3 protein-coding genes are annotated in these 16,482 nt (G+C 64.1%); 1 reads left to right on the top strand and 2 read right to left on the bottom strand.

Annotated features, from left to right (window positions below):
* Window positions 1-128: 128 nt before the first annotated feature.
* Window positions 129-7,565, bottom strand: coding sequence for an Ig-like domain-containing protein (locus DDQ68_RS17030; protein ID WP_109657380.1), 7,437 nt, complete (start codon window positions 7,563-7,565; stop codon window positions 129-131).
* Between the two features lie 745 nt (window positions 7,566-8,310).
* The gene (locus DDQ68_RS17025) at window positions 8,311-11,061 is read right to left on the bottom strand and encodes a 4-alpha-glucanotransferase (RefSeq protein ID WP_109657379.1); all 2,751 of its coding nucleotides are present in this window, start codon (window positions 11,059-11,061) and stop codon (window positions 8,311-8,313) included.
* A 213-nt stretch (window positions 11,062-11,274) separates the two neighbouring features.
* On the opposite strand from DDQ68_RS17025, the gene DDQ68_RS17020 reads away from it, so the two are divergent.
* Window positions 11,275-16,467: a translocation/assembly module TamB domain-containing protein gene (locus DDQ68_RS17020; RefSeq protein ID WP_162550191.1), complete on the top strand. Its 5,193-nt coding sequence runs from the start codon at window positions 11,275-11,277 to the stop codon at window positions 16,465-16,467.
* Window positions 16,468-16,482 lie beyond the last annotated feature (15 nt).

Raw genomic sequence — 16,482 nt, 5'->3', positions numbered from 1 at the left:
ACGGCAAACAGCACTGCCGGGATGGGCCCCGCCCAGCCACCCGGGCCCCCAAACGCACAAAGGCCCTTCCCCCAAGCTAAGGGAAGGGCCTTGCACAGGGCCCCGGCCAACGCGGCCGGGGGCGAAACTTACTCTTTCACCAGGCGCTTGGTAAGGCTGACGGCCGTGCCGTCAGTAGCCGTACCGCGCACCTGTACCACGTAGCTGCCGCTGGCCAGCGGGGCCAGGTCCAGCGTGTGCTGCTGGGCCCCGGCCAGCGAAGCGCTGAGCACCGCGCGGCCCGTCATGTCCACCAGGCTTACCTGGTACGTGCCCGCGGGCAGCTGGCTCAGGTCGAGCTTCGTGGTGGCCACGGCCGGGTTCGGGTACAGGCCGATGGCCGGGGCCGGGGCCTTCGTGAACGAGACGCTACGCACCAGCGACACATTCGCCGTGCCGTCGGCGTCCACCTGGCGCAGGCGGTAGTACACTGCGCCGGTTGCCTTGGCCGCCACATTGGCGTCGGTCAGGGCGTAGTCGGTCGCGCTGGACTTGCTACCCTGGCCTTTCACTTGCCCGATTTTCACGAAGGTCGTGCCGTCGAGGCTGCGTTCCACGTCGAAGTGGTCGTTGTTCTTCTCCGAAGCCGTGGCCCAGGCCAGCGCCACGTCGCGGTTGCCCACGGCCGAGGCCGTGAAGGCTGTCAGCTCCACCGGCAGCGGGTAGGCCCCGATGGCGAGGGTGACGGGCACCGTGTTGGTGCCGCCGTTCAGGTCGGTCGTCGTGATGGTCAGCGGGTACGTGCGGGCGTTGCTATAGTTTAGCATCTTGCTGGCGTCGCTCACGTAGATGCGGCCGGTGGTGGCGTCAAGGGACACGCCGGCGGGCAGCGTGCCCGTGGTCAGCACGGCGTTCACAGAGTTTGCCGCGGTGGGCAACCCGTTGGCAGCGCCCACTTGCAGAGCCCCGGTGGTGGCGTCGAACACAGTGGCCGAGGCGGCGGCGTACACTGCTGTGTTAGCGTCGAGCACTTGGGCCAGGTTATCGCCGGTGGCGTACTTATTGGCCGCCGTGCCTCCCTTACCCGTGTTGAAGAGCGCGTAGGCCGAACTGATGTCCTGCGTCACCGGGATGGTGTAGATGGCTGGGGCTGAAGCGAGCGGCGTAGCACCGTTATCGATGGCCGTGTAGGTGAAGAAGGCGTTGCCCACGAAGTTGCTGGCCGGGGTGAACGTGAACTGCGACGCCTGGGCAGGCGTAATTGGGTCCCCGACCTTCACGGCGTTGGTGCCGAGCTGGAGCACGCCCTGGCCGGTGGTCGGCAGGCTCGTAATCGTGTAGTTATTAACGCTGCCGTCGGCGTCGGTGCCGCTGATGGCCGAGAGCAGCATTCCGCTGCCGGTGTTGCCCTGGGGCCCCTGCAAGGTGTTGGCCACGTCGTTGGCTACGGGGGCCAGGTTGGCCTGGGTCGTGGTTACGCTGCCGGTGGTGGTGGCCGTGCCGGTGGGCGAGTTGCTATTGCTCACTGCGCCGCTCACCGTGAAGGAGCCAGACGGGGCCCCGAAGGCGATGACGTTCGTGACAGACTGGCCGGCCGGCACCGTGGTGCCCGCGCCGCCGTAGACGGTGATGGTGCCGCTGCCCGTTTTGGCCACGCCGTTGAGGGTGTAGCTGGTTACGCCCGTGGGCAGGGTCACGGTCATGCCCAGGTCATTAGCCGCCGCGGGGCCGTTGTTGGTGGCCGCCAGCGTGTAGCTGACGGTGTTGCCAGCCGTGGTGGTAGCCGGGCCGCTCACACCGAAGGCCACGGTGGCCGTCGACGTCACGGTGGTTGAGCTGGTAACCGTGTTGTCGGCCGGAGCGTCGTCAAGGTTATCCGCCGACGAAGTGGCCGTGACCACCACCGGGCCGCTCACGGGCAAGGGAAAGACAATGGTATTCGTGAAGCTCGTATTCAGGGCCTGCGACCCTAACGCGGGGAAGACCAGAGCCCCCGTTGTGGGGTTGTAGGTAGCAGTAAGGCCACCATAGTTGTATGTTACAAGGCCCGTGGCTGCGCTGTACGAGCCGGAGCTGCTGTTTACTCTGAGCGTGGCCGTGGCCAGCCCAGCGGGCAGAGCCACGGTTTGCACTACGTTTTGGGCGGCGGCCCCGGTAGTGGCATTCGCCGTTTTTACGGAGTAAGTAGCTGTGGTACCGGCAGACTGAGCGCCGGCCAGCGACGAAGTGATGGTCGTGGAAAGGTTAGCATTGGCGAGGGCCGATTTCACCGTCAGGGTACTCAGCTGGGCCGAGTTGTTGGTGAGGTTACTTTCGGTACCACTGGGTACTAGCACAGCAGCGGCCACGTCGAGCTGCGCGATGCTGGTGGGGGCCAGGAACTGCACCGCCGTAACGGTGCTGGTACCCGGGGCTCCAACCACAGTGGCCGGCATGGCAAGCAAGCCCGTTTCCACGGTGTAGGCCGGGCCATTGGTGCCGAAGGTGATGGTTTTGCTATCCGCGCTGAGCGTGCCGGCCGTATTGTTCACCACGAAACCCAGGGCCCCGAGGCCGGTGGGCAGCTGCGCAGTAGTGGTCTGGCTACCGGTAGCCGAGGCACCGTTGTTGGTGGCCGTCACGGTGTAGAACGCGGGGCTGCCCTGCACCGCCTGGGCGGGGCCCGACAGCGCGATGGAGAGGTCTTGCAGGGCCATCACGGTGTTGGAAACCGTGGCTGTATTGTTGGCCGGGGTGCCGTCGGCGGTGGGGCTGCTGACGGTGGCCACGGCTTGCAGCGCAGTATTACCGGCGGGCACGGCGAAGCTGAGGGTGTTCGTTTGCACCGCGTTGCCGGCCAGAGCAGGCAACGTGGGCAGGGCCAGCAGGCCACTGGCCACGTTGTAGGTCGCGCCGCTGCCGAAGGTAATGACGCTGTTGCTGAAGGTACCAATCAGGCCGTTCAGCTGGAGCGACGCCACCGGAATGCCGGCCGGAATGACCACAGTTTGTTGCACGCCCTGGGCCGAGTTGGCCGAGTTGTTCACTATTTGCACCGAGTAGGCTACCACTTGGCCGGCCGTGAGAGCGGTGCCCGTAGCCGTGGTGCCGCCTTCAATCCGGCTCAGCGAAATGGCCAGTTCGGCGAGGGGGCGGATTTCGGTTTCCGCCGTGGCCACATTGTTACCCGGCACCAGGTCGGGGGTGGTGGCGCGCACGCTGGCCGTGATGGCCATCGAGGGGCCCGCGGCCGGGGCCGGCAGGCTAAGGGCGTACGGTTGGGAAGCGGCGCCGCTGGCTTGGCTGCCCGTCAGGGCGGGCAGCACTAGCAGGCCGGTGGCCACGGTGTAGGTGGAGCCGTTGGTTCCGAAGGTGATGGTCTTGCTGTCCGTGCTGAGCGTACCGGCCACGGTGTTCACCAGGAAGCCCGTAATGCCCAGGCCCGCCGGCAGGCTAACCTGCGTTTGCACACCGGTGGCGGCGCTGGGGCCGTTGTTGCCCTGCGTCACGGTGTAGGCCACGGCGGCCCCGGGGGCTACTTGGCTGGGGCCCTTCACGGCCACGTAGAGGTTGGCCCGGTCGGTGATGGCGGGGGCGGCCACGGCCACGGCCGTGCTACTGGTGGCACCGTTGAGGTACGCCGTGTTGTTGGTGGGGGCGGGGTCGCCGGCGCCGTTCGTGTTCGGCGTCACCAGGGCCGAGGGTGAGAAGCCGGCCGTGGGCGAGAAGCTGACGCTATTGGTCTGGGCCTGGCCGCTGGCCAGGTTCAGGGTAGGGAAGGTCACTACGCCGCTGCTGCTGCTATAAGTGCCGCCGTTGGTGGCAAAGGCGCCGGCCAAGCCGGTGGGCAGCTGCACGGTTTGCTGGGCCCCCACCACCGGCGAGGGACCGTTGTTGGCCGTTACTATGGTATAGGTAGCCAAGGTGCCGGCGGTGGCCGAAGCCGGGCCGGTCAGGGTGGTAGCCAGGTCGAACTGCGGCGTCACGGCCAGCGTGATGGCGGCTACGTTGTCTACCAGATTCACGTCGGGGCCGCTGTTGTTCACCGAGGCCGTGGCCGTAAGGGGCCCCATACCCGGCGCCACAAACGTAACGCCGAACGTAGCCGAAGCGCCGGAAGCCAGGGCAAGTGCCGGGAACACCACCAAGCCGCTGGTCGCGTTGTAGGTGGCGGCCACGGGGGCCCCGTTGCGAGTGAAGGTGGGCGTCCCGGTCAGGTTGGCCGGGAGCTGCAGCTGCTGCACGGCGCTGGCGCTGGTGCCGGCGGGGCTGTTGTTGGCCGTGGTACCGGCAATGGTCACCGGCTGGCCCGCCGTAACGGCGCTCCCAGTGGCGGGCGAGGTAATGGTGGTGGCCAAATCGAGCTGGCTCACCATCTGTACCACCAGGGTGGCTTGGTTAGACAGGATGCCGCTGGCATCGTTCACCGTGTACGGAATGAAGGCTGTGCCCAGGAAACCCGTCGTTGGGGTGAAAACCACCTGCCCGGCCGCGTTCACGTAAGCCATGCCATTGTTCACGGTAATCGGGCTGGCGGCGGTGCCTTGCTGCACGCCGGCCACGCCGGGCTGAAGATCAATCGTTGTGAGGACAATGGCGCTATTGTTGGCCCCTTTGCGGTCGTTAGCGGTCACGTCCACAGTTACCGCAGTATTAAGCGACGTGGTGGCCGCATCGTCCACGGCCACCAGGGGCGTGTCGAGCGGAATGGTGTAGGTGCCGGTGTTGTCGCTGCCGGCGCCGTTGCTATCGGTAGCAGTATAGGTGAAGACGGCCTGCGAACCCGCGAAGTTGGCCGCAGGCGCCGGGTTGAAGGTGAGGGTGCCCGCGGACGATTTACCGTCGGCCGCCACGGGTATTACCTGGCCCACCGTTACGGCGGTGCCGTCTAGGTACAGGATGCCGCTGGCGGCGGGGGGCAGCGTCTGAACGGTGAACGAGGCCAGCGTGGGCCCGCCCGAAGCCGTGCCGATGAGCACCGGGATGGTTACCGCAGGCGAGCTTTTCGACACTGCCGGGGCCGTAATGTTATTCACCAGCAGGTTCTTGGTGCAGGTGCCGAAATACACGTCGTCCAGGCCAAAGTCGTTGCCCTGCGCCGCCCGGTTCACGTCGCGGATTTCGAAAGTAGCTGTAGTGCTGTTGCCCGAGAACCACACGTCGGACAGCTTCACGAAGTTGGTGGTGCCGTCGAGGGTGGTCACCACCGACGTCGATTCGTTGTTAATAACAAACCCGAGCTGCGCCGGACTGGCCGGGTTCACGCTGTTGGCATACACCGAGAAGGTGTAGTAGCGGTTGGGCAATACGGTTACCGTCTGGGCATACACGCGCTGGATGTTGGCCGCGCCGTTAACGATCATGAAGTTGTCGCCCGGGCCCGTGCGGCCGGTACCCTGAAAGCTGGGGTGGTAATTATTGGCATTGCTACCCACACCGTAAGTTCCTTCTGGCACCAGGGCTTTGGGCGACTGCGCCTGATAGTTATAGCCGCTGGTAAAGCCTGTGTTGCCGTTGGTGAAGCTGGGGTTTACCAGCAAGTTGTTACCCGTGCCCGAGGTGCAGACCAGGTTCGGGTCATAGATATTCAGGCTGACCAGGGATACGTTGGAGCAGGTCGGCGTGGTGCCCGTCTGGCAAATCTGGTACGTGAACGAGTCCGTGCCGATGTAGTTCGGGTTGGGCGTATAGATGTAGCCGCCGTTGGCGTTCAGGGTCACGGCGCCGTGCGTCGGCCGCGTCACCACCGTAGCGGTGAAGGCAGTAGTGGCGTCGGGGTTGTCGTCGTTGAGAATTACGCTGGCCGTCACTTTAGTATTGGCAGCCAGGCTATTGTTGTCGCTGTAGGTCACGAAGCGGTTAGCCGGCGTCACCGCGATGGCAAGCGTGGCCGCATCGGGGGCCCCGGCGTTGCCCTGGTTGGTGTTGGTGCCCACCGTGCTCGTCATCGAGTAGTTGGTACCCACGGTCGTGGGGGCCGTGAGGCTAAAGCTGTACGAGTTGCTGGCACCGTTGGCGATGGTTACGGGGGCCGCGCCGAAGCTAAGCGTGCCGGCCGTGGTGCCGTTGCCAGCCGTGTAAGTGCCGCCGCTGGCCGTTACCTGGGCGGGGGTCATGGTAGCACCCACGGGCAGCGTGATGACTTGGGTGACATGCGTGGCCTGGTTAGGGCCGTTGTTGGTGAACACCGCCGTGTAGGGCCCCGCGGGCTGACCGGCGCCGAGCTGCTGGGGCCCTGTCAGGGTCGTGGTCACGTCGGCCACGGCCAGCGTCACGGGAATGCTGTAAGTGGCGGTGTTGGAAAGCTCACCGCTGTTGTCCGTAGCCGCGTAGGTAAAGCTGGCGGTGCTGCCGAACGTAACTACGGGATTGAACACCAAGTTGCCAAAGCTGGTCGTCGGTATCACTTGGCCGGCCGTGACGGCGGTAATCGTCGTGCCGTTGTTGAACGAGAGGATGCCGGCACTGCTGGCCGGCAGCGTCAGGATGGTGTAGGAGTCGATTTGCCCGTCGGCATCGGTGGCACTCGGCGCGGCAATGGCCGTCGGGCCGTTGTTACTGGGGATGCTAGGCGAGTTGGTAACCGCGCTGGCCACGGGCACCTGCGACATGCTGGCGCACAGCACTGAATTGGGCACTATGACGGTGCTGCCGCCGGTGTCCGGCCCGTTGTATTGCAGCGTGAGGTAGTTGCCCCCCGTATTTTCGCCATAGTAAATCAGCACATTGTGAACTCCGGCCGATAAGGTAACGGTCCTTGTCTGGGGTCTGTTGTAACTAGCGGCAGCCAGGTAATTGGCCGGGGTTGTGGTAGGGGCCAGCGCCGCGCCATCGAGCCAGAGTAAAGAAGCGTCGTCCGAAGACAGCGTGAACGAGTAGCTGCCCGCCACCGCAATGTTGATGCTGCCCCGGTACCGGGCGCTGAACGAATCCGGGTTATCGGCGTTGCCGGTAGCCGGCGGTACAACGCCACCAAAGCTATTCTGATTCGGGAAGTTAACCGTCCCGTCCGTCCGCACCAGCCCCGGCGAGTTGGACGAAAAATACGTCATGCTACCATTAAAGTAACCCGCGTAGTACTCGGCATACAAGCCGCTACTGGCCGATGGGCCGTAGGGGGCCCCGGCGCAGCCGTTCACCGGCAAGGTTACGGCCACCGAGGCTTTGGCATCGGCCCGGCTGCCGTCGTTATTGGCGGGGGTGGGGTCGGTAGTGGTGGTGGTCGAGGAAGCGGTGCCTGGCAGCGTGGCCGTGTAGTTCGGCGCGGGGAAGGTAATGGGATAGGTCAGCGTGCTGCCGTTGTTCAGGGTAGCCGTGGTAGGCAGCGTCACAACGCCAGTGGCGTTGCTGTAGCTAGCCCCAGCAGGCAGGTTGGCCGCCGTCAGCAACAGGCCGGCCGGCAGCTGCACCTTGGGCACCACACCAGCCGCTGGCGAGGGGCTGGTGTTCTTCACCGTCGCGGTGAAGGTGATGTTGTTACCGGCTTGCACCGAGGCCGGTGAGACGGCCAGCGTCGTCGCTATGTCGGCCTGGGCTTGGGCACGGCCAGCAATTAGCAGCGCTACCAATACCCCGGGCCACGCAAAAGCGTGTAATTGTTTTTTCATCCTAATCGATCGGTTTATAAAGTGTTATTCAGAAAGTACCAAGTCAAAGCATCATTTAATGAGCGATAAGAGTCATTGCCCATTCTATATATCGTCCAAAGATATTCGAAAAAGTACAATTACAATATTCCGCGCAATCAGTGCACATTACTTGCCGAACGGATGATTATTCTATCCCAATAATGGAAATTATTCCCATTACGGGACAGTACAAATTTTTATATTCTGAATACCAAAGCAGCTTTTTTTAACTGTATTTATTCCAAATAACTATGGCAGAGATGCGCAATAGAATACATATTTTTATCTTAATACTTTCATTACTAATAGTTTACAAATAATAATTCTTGCCACATATTGCTTTCAAATAACTGTGGCAAGACTTACCTAAGCTCGTACCAGGAATGACGCTTTCGCTTTTAGCACCCCTGACACCTCCATTAATAGATTATCCCTGTAATAACTTGTATTCATCCAGATAAGTAAACTTATTTTATTAACATAGTGATAAAACTAATTTACTTCTGCGCTTAGTTAAGCTCATACTTCTTGTCAAGAAGCATAGTATCTCCTAATTAATAAAGTCATATTTTTTATTATAACATTCATGCGTCGGGAAGCGCATTTTATTGCGGTATGTTATTGCGCATCGTACCCTGCGGACGATATAATCCCAATGCGAAGGGCCCCGGCGGGCCGGCCACAGTGGCCGGCCCGCCGGGGCCCTTCGCATTGGGATTATCCGCTACCCGCGCCCGCTGTCCTGCACCAGGGCCCGCAGCGGCTCGTTGAAGCCCACGGCGTCCACCAGCTCTTCGAGGGGCAGGTGGAGGCGGTACTTCCAGAAGTGGGCGGGGTTGCTGGGCACGTTGATTTGCTCAGCGGCGGGGTCGGCGCGGCGCAGGTGGCCGTCCATGCCCAGGTAGTCTTGCAGGGGCAGGATGGCCCACATGGCCGGCGATTGCAGGTGCTGCACCACAATTTCGCGCACCACCCAGGGCTCGCAGTAATACGGGGCCACCTCGCGCCAGTGGCCCAGCAGCGTCTCGAAGTAGCGCTGGGTGGCCACGCGGTTTTCCTGCCACCAGCTGCGCAAGGTGCTCATGTCGTGGCTACTGGTCGTAACAACGCTCAGGTAGGGCGCGTCGTAGGGGTGGCTGAATTCGAGGCCGGGCGTGGCGGGCATGCGCTGAATGTTCAGGCCCAGGATGCCGAGCTGCTTCATCACGCCGGGCACCGAGGCGGGCACCATGCCCAGGTCTTCGCCGCAGATGAGCAGGTCGGTGGCGTAGCGCACGGCCGGCAGCTTGGTGAGGCCCTGCTGGCGCCAGAACTCCTCGTGGCGATGGAAGAAAAAGTCCACGTAAATGTCGTCGTAGAGCCGGCGGCGGGCCTCGTCGCCGTCCAGCCCGCGGAACGACCAGGTTTTATTGAGCGTGATGCGCGGGTGGTAGAAGTCGGCCGTGGCGGCGGGCACGAACAGCACCTCGTTCACTAGCTGGTATAAGTTGGGCAGCAGCCAGTTGAAGTAGTCGGCGTGCTGGGGTTCGGTGGCAATTTTACCCTGCACGTAGGTTTCCAGCGCGCGCTGGGTGCCCAGGCCGGCCTTAAAGCGGCAGGTGCCGTAGCCGGCGTCGTCGAGGTATTCCTCGAACACGCCCTGAGCTTCCTGGCCGAAAATGGCCTCCAGCACGTGCCAGCGGATGTAGGGCTCGCAGAGGCGGCCGTAGTCGAACCAGCCCAGGCGCTGCTCAATCTCGTGGCGGTGCAGGGGCAGGGCGGGCGAAAAATGCCCCAGCAGGCCCTCGACTGAATCCGCGGGCATTTCCCAGATGCGGAAGAAGCCCAGGATGTGGTCGATGCGCAGGGCGTCGAAGTAGCGGCCAAGGTGGCCGAGGCGCTGCTGCCACCAGGCGTAACCGTCCTCGGCCATGCGCGGCCAGTTGTAGGTGGGGAAGCGCCAGTTCTGGCCGGTGGTCGAAAAGTCGTCGGGCGGGGCCCCGGCCTGCTGATCCATATGGAAGAGCTCGGGCTGCGTCCAGGCCTCCACCGAGTGGCGGTAGATGCCGATGGGTAGGTCGCCCTTCAGCACCACGCCCCGGCTGCGGGCGTAGGCCACGGCGTCGCGCAACTGCTTATCGAGGTGGAATTGCAGGAAGAAAAACAGGCCGAAGTCGTCGTAGTCGGCCGCGGTTTCGGCGGTGAGGGCCCCCAGGTCGGGCGGGGTGCGGAACCCGGCCGGCCACTGGGTGAAGTCGGCAGTGCCGAACCGGTCGCGCAGGGCCGAGAAGGCGGCGTAGGGCGCCAGCCAGGGCCCCTGCTCGGCCAAGAACTGCCGGTAGTCGGCGTCGGCCAGGAAGGCCTTCTTCTCCTGCTGATACAGGAGGCGCAGGAATTTCCACTTGGCGGCCATTACCGGCTCGTAGTCCACGAAGTCCTTAGCGTTCAGTTCCTGCTTAAGGCGGGCCAGCTCGGCGGCGTCTTTTTTGCTTTTCAGCGGCGCAATACCTTCGAGGTGAAGAAATTGCGGATGCAGTGCGTACACCGAAATAGCAGCGTAGGGGTACGAATCGACCCAGGTGTGGGTGGCCACTGTATCGTTGATGGGCAGCACCTGCACCAGCTGCAAACCGGTTTGCACGGCCCAGTCGGTCAGCAGCTTCAGGTCAGCGAACTCGCCCACGCCCAGGCCGCTTTCACTGCGCATGGCAAACACAGGCAGCGCCACGCCGGCCCCGCGCCACGCGGTGGCCTGCCGGTAATCCTCGTCGTTGAACACGCGCACGGCCGCCGCGTCGCCAGTGGCGGGAATGATGCGGTTTTCGCCGCCTTCCATGTCGAGGGCGTGGCCAGCGGCGGCATCCCAGATGGCGTACTTATAGACGCAGTCTTCGCCGGGGTTTTGCAGCTGCACGGTGGCGGCCCAGGTGGGGTAGTCGGCATCGGACAGTACCAGGCACTGGCGGTTGTCCCAGGCTCCCAGGGCCGGGTCGGAGCCCAGCACGCACAGGCCCAGGTGCGGGGCCACGCGCGGGTTGGCCAGGCGCAGCACTACGCTGCCTGGTGGGGGCCCCGCGCCGGCGGGCGCTGGGGGCCCCGGCTTCTTTTTACCCTTGGCAGCTTTGACGGGGGCCCCGGCGGCGGGGCGGCGGAACAGCGCCTTGGTGAAGGCGGCCGTGAACAGCTCGTTTTCGGGCACGGCGGGGGCGTGCCAGTAGTCGGCCAGCAGCAGGCGCTGGGCGGGGCCGGCCAGCACCAGCGTGCGGTTGGCCCGGGCCTCCCAGGTGGGGGCCCCGTCGGCGGCGAGCAGCACGTACTTATAGGAGAGCAGACCGGCGGGCAGCTCCACGTCGAGGTACCAGCGGCCGGCCACTTCGTCGTAGTTCATGAGGGAGGCAGCGGCGGCTTGCCAGTCGCCCAGGGCGGGGCCGGCGCCGCACACGGCCAGGCGCTGGCCCCAGGCCGTGCGGTACGGAAGCGAGAATTGTATGGTCATAAAGAAGGGCAAAAAAACCGCCGAAAGATAATTAGGCCCGGCCAAGCCGGGTGCTGGAACCGGTATTTTCGCGTCGATTCTTTCGGTTGAGCCCCCAACCCGGTTGCTTAAGTTTGCGTTTAGACGACCTTACCTTTTTCCGCCTGAACCATCAGCACTTCTTCCCTTTACCTACGCCGCGCCCTCTACGCCCTGCTGGGGCTGATTGGTTTTGTGCTATTGCTGCTCGTTGTGGTGGTGGTGGCGCTCCAGTTCCCGGCCACCCAGGATTTTGTGGCCCGGCGGGCCGAAAGCTACCTGCAAGGCAAGCTGAACACCGCCGTACGCATTGGAAAATTCCGCACCGACTTCCGCCACGCCATCAATCTGGACGACGTGTACTTGGCCGACCAGAAAAACGATACGCTGCTGGCGGTGGGCCACTTGGGCGTGAGCATTGACATTTTTGCGCTGGCCAGGAAGCAGGTGAGCATCAGCGCCGTGGAGCTGAACGACGGCCGGGTGCGCCTCACCCGCACCGCCCCCGACTCGGTGAACAACTACGACTTCATCATCAAGGCCTTTACCGACCCGACGGCCCCGGTAGACACCACCTCGTCGAGCCTGAAGTACGACATCGGCAAGGTGCAGCTCACCAATATTTACTTTACTCAAAACGACCAGATTACGGGCTCGGACGTGCGGGCTCGGCTGGGGGCCCTGGCCGTAACCATGGACGAGGTGAACGTCAACAAATCCATTTACAAGGTGGACGAGGCTACGCTGCGGCGGGCGTCCATCCTCATTAACCAAACCAAGACGGCCCCGGAAGTGGACAACCCCGCTCCCACCAAGCCCCTCACTTTGCAGTTTGGCCTGAACCACGCCGTGCTCGACAGCGTGAGCTTTGTGTATAAAAACGGGGCCTCGGCGCAATTTATTGATACCCGCATTGGGCTGGCCGACGTGACGGCCAAGCGCATCGACCTGCAAAAGGAGCGCGTGGACCTGACCAAGCTCACGCTGAAAAACACGCACTTCGCCTATGCCCAAAACGCCCAAACGCCCGTGGCGGACCGCGTAGTGAACCCAGCCGAGGCGGTGCGTAAAATCAACGAGGCCGCCACCAAAAACCAGCAAGCCCAGGCGCCCGCCAGCGCCCCGCTGAGCTGGCGCGTGACGCTGGGCGAGTCCGACATCAGCGGCCTGGACGTGGCGTTCGACAACTTTAACGAACCCAAGCAGAAGACCAAGCTGCCGGCCCTGGACTACAACCACCTGCACTTCACGGACCTGGTGCTGAACACCCACAACCTGGCGTATTCGGCCAACCGCACCACGGCCCAGGTGGACAACCTGGCGGGCAAGGAGCAGAGTGGCTTCCGCATCGACTCGTGGCGCGCCAACGTTATCTACGACTCGGTGCAGGTGCGCCTGGACAGCCTCGACCTGATTACGCCGCACACCCGCATCCGGCGCACGCTAGCCATTGGCTTCCAGAGCCTAAGCGGGCTGAGCGACCCCAGGCAGCTAGCCAAGATGCGCGTGGAAGGCGATTTGCGTAATGTCCGTTTAGGCTTCCGCGACATCCTGTACCTGGCGCCGAGCCTGGCCGATACGCCGCCCTTCAACACGGGGCCCACCCAGTCGCTGCTCATCAGCGGGCTGGTGAACGGGCGGGTGGACGACCTCACGATTCGCAACCTCGACGCGGTGGCCCTGCGCGGCACCGTGCTGAAGGCGCGGCGGGCCCGCATCACCGGCCTGCCCAACGTGGACGGGCGGCTGTACACCGACTTTGACATTCAGCAGTTTAGCACCACGCGGGCCGATATTCTGAGCCTGGCGCCGAAGGGCAGCATCCCGGCCACCATCAACGTACCCCCTACCCTGTCGCTGAGCGGCACCTTCCGGGGCCGGCCCACCACACTGCAATTCGCCACCAACCTGCAGCTGAACACTACCTACGGGGCCCTGGCGTTCAACGGCAACCTGGGCGCGGCGCAGGCCAACGGCAAACAGCCGCTGGTGGGCACGTTCGCGGTGAAGAACTTCGACTTTGGCCAGCTGCTGAAAAACCCGCAGCTGGGGCGCGTCACGGCCTCGGGGCGCATCAACGCGACCGGCAACCTGCAGGACCCCGCCACGCTGATAGGCCGCGTGAACGCCACCGTGCAGAGCGCCCGCTACAACGGCTACAACTACCGCGGCATTACTACCACGGTGGACATCGACCGCAACAAATACACCATCCAAGCCAGCAGCCGGCAGGATCCCAACCTGGCCTTCGACCTGAACGGCGTGGTGAACCTGCGCAACAGCAACAACCCGGTTTACGCCTTCAACGTGGGCCTGAAAAGCTTGAACCTGAAGGCTTTGGGCCTGTACAACGGCGACCTGCGCCTGCAAGGCAACCTGAAAGCTGACCTGAGCGGCAGCAGCCTGAACACGATTCAGGGCACGTTTAGCGGCACCAACGTGGTGGTGGTGCGTGACAACCAGCCGTTTGCGTTCAAAACCCTGGAGGGCCGCATCATTCAGACGGCCACGCGCACGGCGGTGAACTTTGACTCCGACCTGTTTGCGGCCCAGCTTGATGGCAACGTGCACCTGGGCGACCTGGCCCCCGAGCTGCAGCAGCACCTGGCGCGCTACCTCAAGCTGCCCGGCGTGCGCTACGTGGCCACCGGTGCCGACCGCCACTTTACCTACTCGTTGGAGCTGAAAGACCCCAAGCTGGCCACCAAGCTGGTGGCGGGCCTGAAGGAGATTTCGCCCTTCACGCTGGCCGGCGAGTACAGCCGCCCCCAGGCCAAGCTGACGGCCACCACCAGCATCCCCGTCATCCGTTACCAGAACTACCGGATTGATTCGCTGAACCTGAACGTGGGCTCGAACGCCCGGAAGCTGGACTATGCCCTGCGCCTGGCCAAAGCGGCCCAGGATACCACCATTAAGCTGCGCCGGCCCGCCGTGGTGGGCAGCATTGCCGATAACAAGGTGTTTGCCCGCGCCTCTATCCTCGGTGACTCGGCCAACCGCGAGCGGCTGGCGCTGGCCGGCACCCTGCAAACCCTGGATGCGCCGGCCCGCCGTGGGCAGGCTGCGGGGGCCGTGGTGTACCAGTTTGAGGCCGCGCCCGCGCAGATTCTGAACTACGAGAACTGGACGGCGGGCGCGGGCAACTTCGTGCGCTACTACCCCAGCGGCGCCGTGGTGGCCGACAAGCTCAACCTGACCAACGGCCAGAGCACGCTGGCCGTGCAGAGCAAAAACCCCGCCCAGCCTACCTCGCCGCTGAACGTCACGTTCACCAACTTCGACCTGGCCGAGTTGGCCAAGGTGGTGCAGCAGCAGGATTCGCTGGTGGCTGGCACCCTGAATGGTACGGCCGAGCTGCACGGGCTGGGTACGCCGCGCCTGGCCTTCGTGGCCGACGCCACCGTGAAGGGCCTCGTGTTTCAGAAAGCCAACCTGGGCGACCTGACCCTGCGCGCCACCAACCCCAGCGCCGACCGCTACGACGTGGACGCCCGCCTCACCGGCGGCGTGCCCGGCGGGGCTCCCAACGACGTGCGCCTGGCCGGCTACTACCTCACCACGCCCAACAGCCCCAGCCCGCTCAACTTCACCCTCACCGCCCAGCGCCTCAACCTGAAGCTGGTGGAGCCGTTCTCGGTCGGGCAGGTTCGCAAAGCCACCGGGGCCCTCACCGGCGCGCTGGCGGTGACGGGCACGCCCAAAGCGCCCATCGTGCGCGGCCGCCTGGTGACTACCGACGACGCCAGCTTCGTGGTGCCGCAGCTGGGGGCCCCCTACCGCCTGCCCGGCCAGGCGCTGGCCTTTGACGCCGAGGGCATCAAGTTCGACAACTTCACGGTGCTCGATTCGGCCTCGAACAAGGCGGTGGCCAACGGCTACCTGCGCACCAAGAACTTCATCGACTATGTGTTCGACCTGCGGGCCGTGACCAACAACTTCGTGGCCGTGAACAACACGCGCAAAGACAACCAACTCTTCTACGGCCGGTTAGTGCTCGATTCGGACACCCGCATCACGGGGCCCCTGTCGCTGATTGCCGTGAACACGAAGGTGACCATCGTGGACGGCTCGCGCCTCACGGTGGAATCGCCGACCGACGCCCCGGCCACAGTAGCCCGCGATGGCATCGTGAAATTTGTGGACAAGCGCGCCCGCCTCGACACCTCACTGGCCCGCAAGGTGCGCTTAGATACGGTGCAAACCGGGGCTACGGGCTACCGCATCACGGCCCAGGTAACGGTGACGAACCGTACGCCCTTCACCATCGTCATCGACCCGGTGAGTGGCGACAACCTGGAGGTGCGCGCCAACGGCACCCTCGACACCGAGATTGACCCGGCCGGCACCATCACCCTGAGCGGGCGCCTGACCGTGGCGCGCGGCAAGTACCACTTGTCGCTCTACGACCTGGCCACGCGCGACTTTATCATCCGCCGGGGCTCGACCATTAGCTGGAGCGGCGACCCTTACAATGCCGACCTCAACATCACGGCCGTGTATAAAGTAAAAGCCCCACCGGCGGAGCTGATTGCCAGCCAGGGCGCCGACGACCCCGGCACCGCCAGCATCGCCCGCAACCCACTGCCGTTTAGCGTGCTGCTGAATGTTACCGACCAGCTCAGCAAGCCCACCATTGGCTTCGACATCACGCTGCCCGAAGACCAGCGGGGGGCCCTGGGTGGGCAGGTGGAAACCCGTTTGGCGGCCCTGCGCCAGCCTAACCAGTCCTCGGAGCTGAGCAAGCAGGTGTTTTCGCTGCTGATTCTGGGCCGGTTCGTGGCCCAGAACCCGTTCCAGAGCAGCAGCGGCGAGGGCTTCGTGGCCTCGCAGCTGCGCGGCTCGGCCAGCGCTGTGCTCACCGACCAGCTCCAGAGCCTCACCGGCAAGTACCTCTCCGGCCTGGGCCTCGACCTGGGCGTGACCAACCAGGCCACCTACGGCACCGACGGTAGCCAAGGCAGCCGCACCGACCTGAACGTGGCCGTGCGCCGCCAGCTGCTCAACAACCGCCTCACCGTGCGCGTGGGCACCGACATCGCCCTCTCGGGCGGCAACGGCACGCAGTCCACCCAAGGCCAGAACAGCCCCAGTAACCTGGTGGGCGACGTGAGCCTGGAGTATTCCCTGCTGCGCGATGGCCGCCTGCGCCTGCGCGCCTACCGCCAGAACGGCTACGAGGACATCGACGGCCCCATTGTGCGCACCGGGGCGGCCTTGGTGTTCCAGCGCGACTACGACAACCTCGGCGACTTGTTTGCCAAGGTGAGCGCCCCCATAAAGCAGCGGCGCAAGGAAAGCCGCCAGCAGGAGAAAATTGGCCGCAAAGCCGAGCGCGACTCGGTGAAAACCACGCCCCCCCAGGCCGATAGCAGCCGTGTGAAATGAAGCAGCCCCCGATCC

Source organism: Hymenobacter nivis, assembly GCF_003149515.1.
Classification (GTDB): domain Bacteria; phylum Bacteroidota; class Bacteroidia; order Cytophagales; family Hymenobacteraceae; genus Hymenobacter; species Hymenobacter nivis.
Note: the sequence above shows the minus strand (reverse complement) of the source record. Positions and strands in the feature narration are given on the sequence as shown.

Excerpts from the sequence above, each read along its gene's own strand:
- DDQ68_RS17030 (WP_109657380.1), bottom strand. The coding sequence starts at position 7,565 with ATGAAAAAACAATTACACGCTTTTGCGTGGCCCGGGGTATTGGTAGCG.
- DDQ68_RS17025 (WP_109657379.1), bottom strand. The coding sequence starts at position 11,061 with ATGACCATACAATTCTCGCTTCCGTACCGCACGGCCTGGGGCCAGCGC.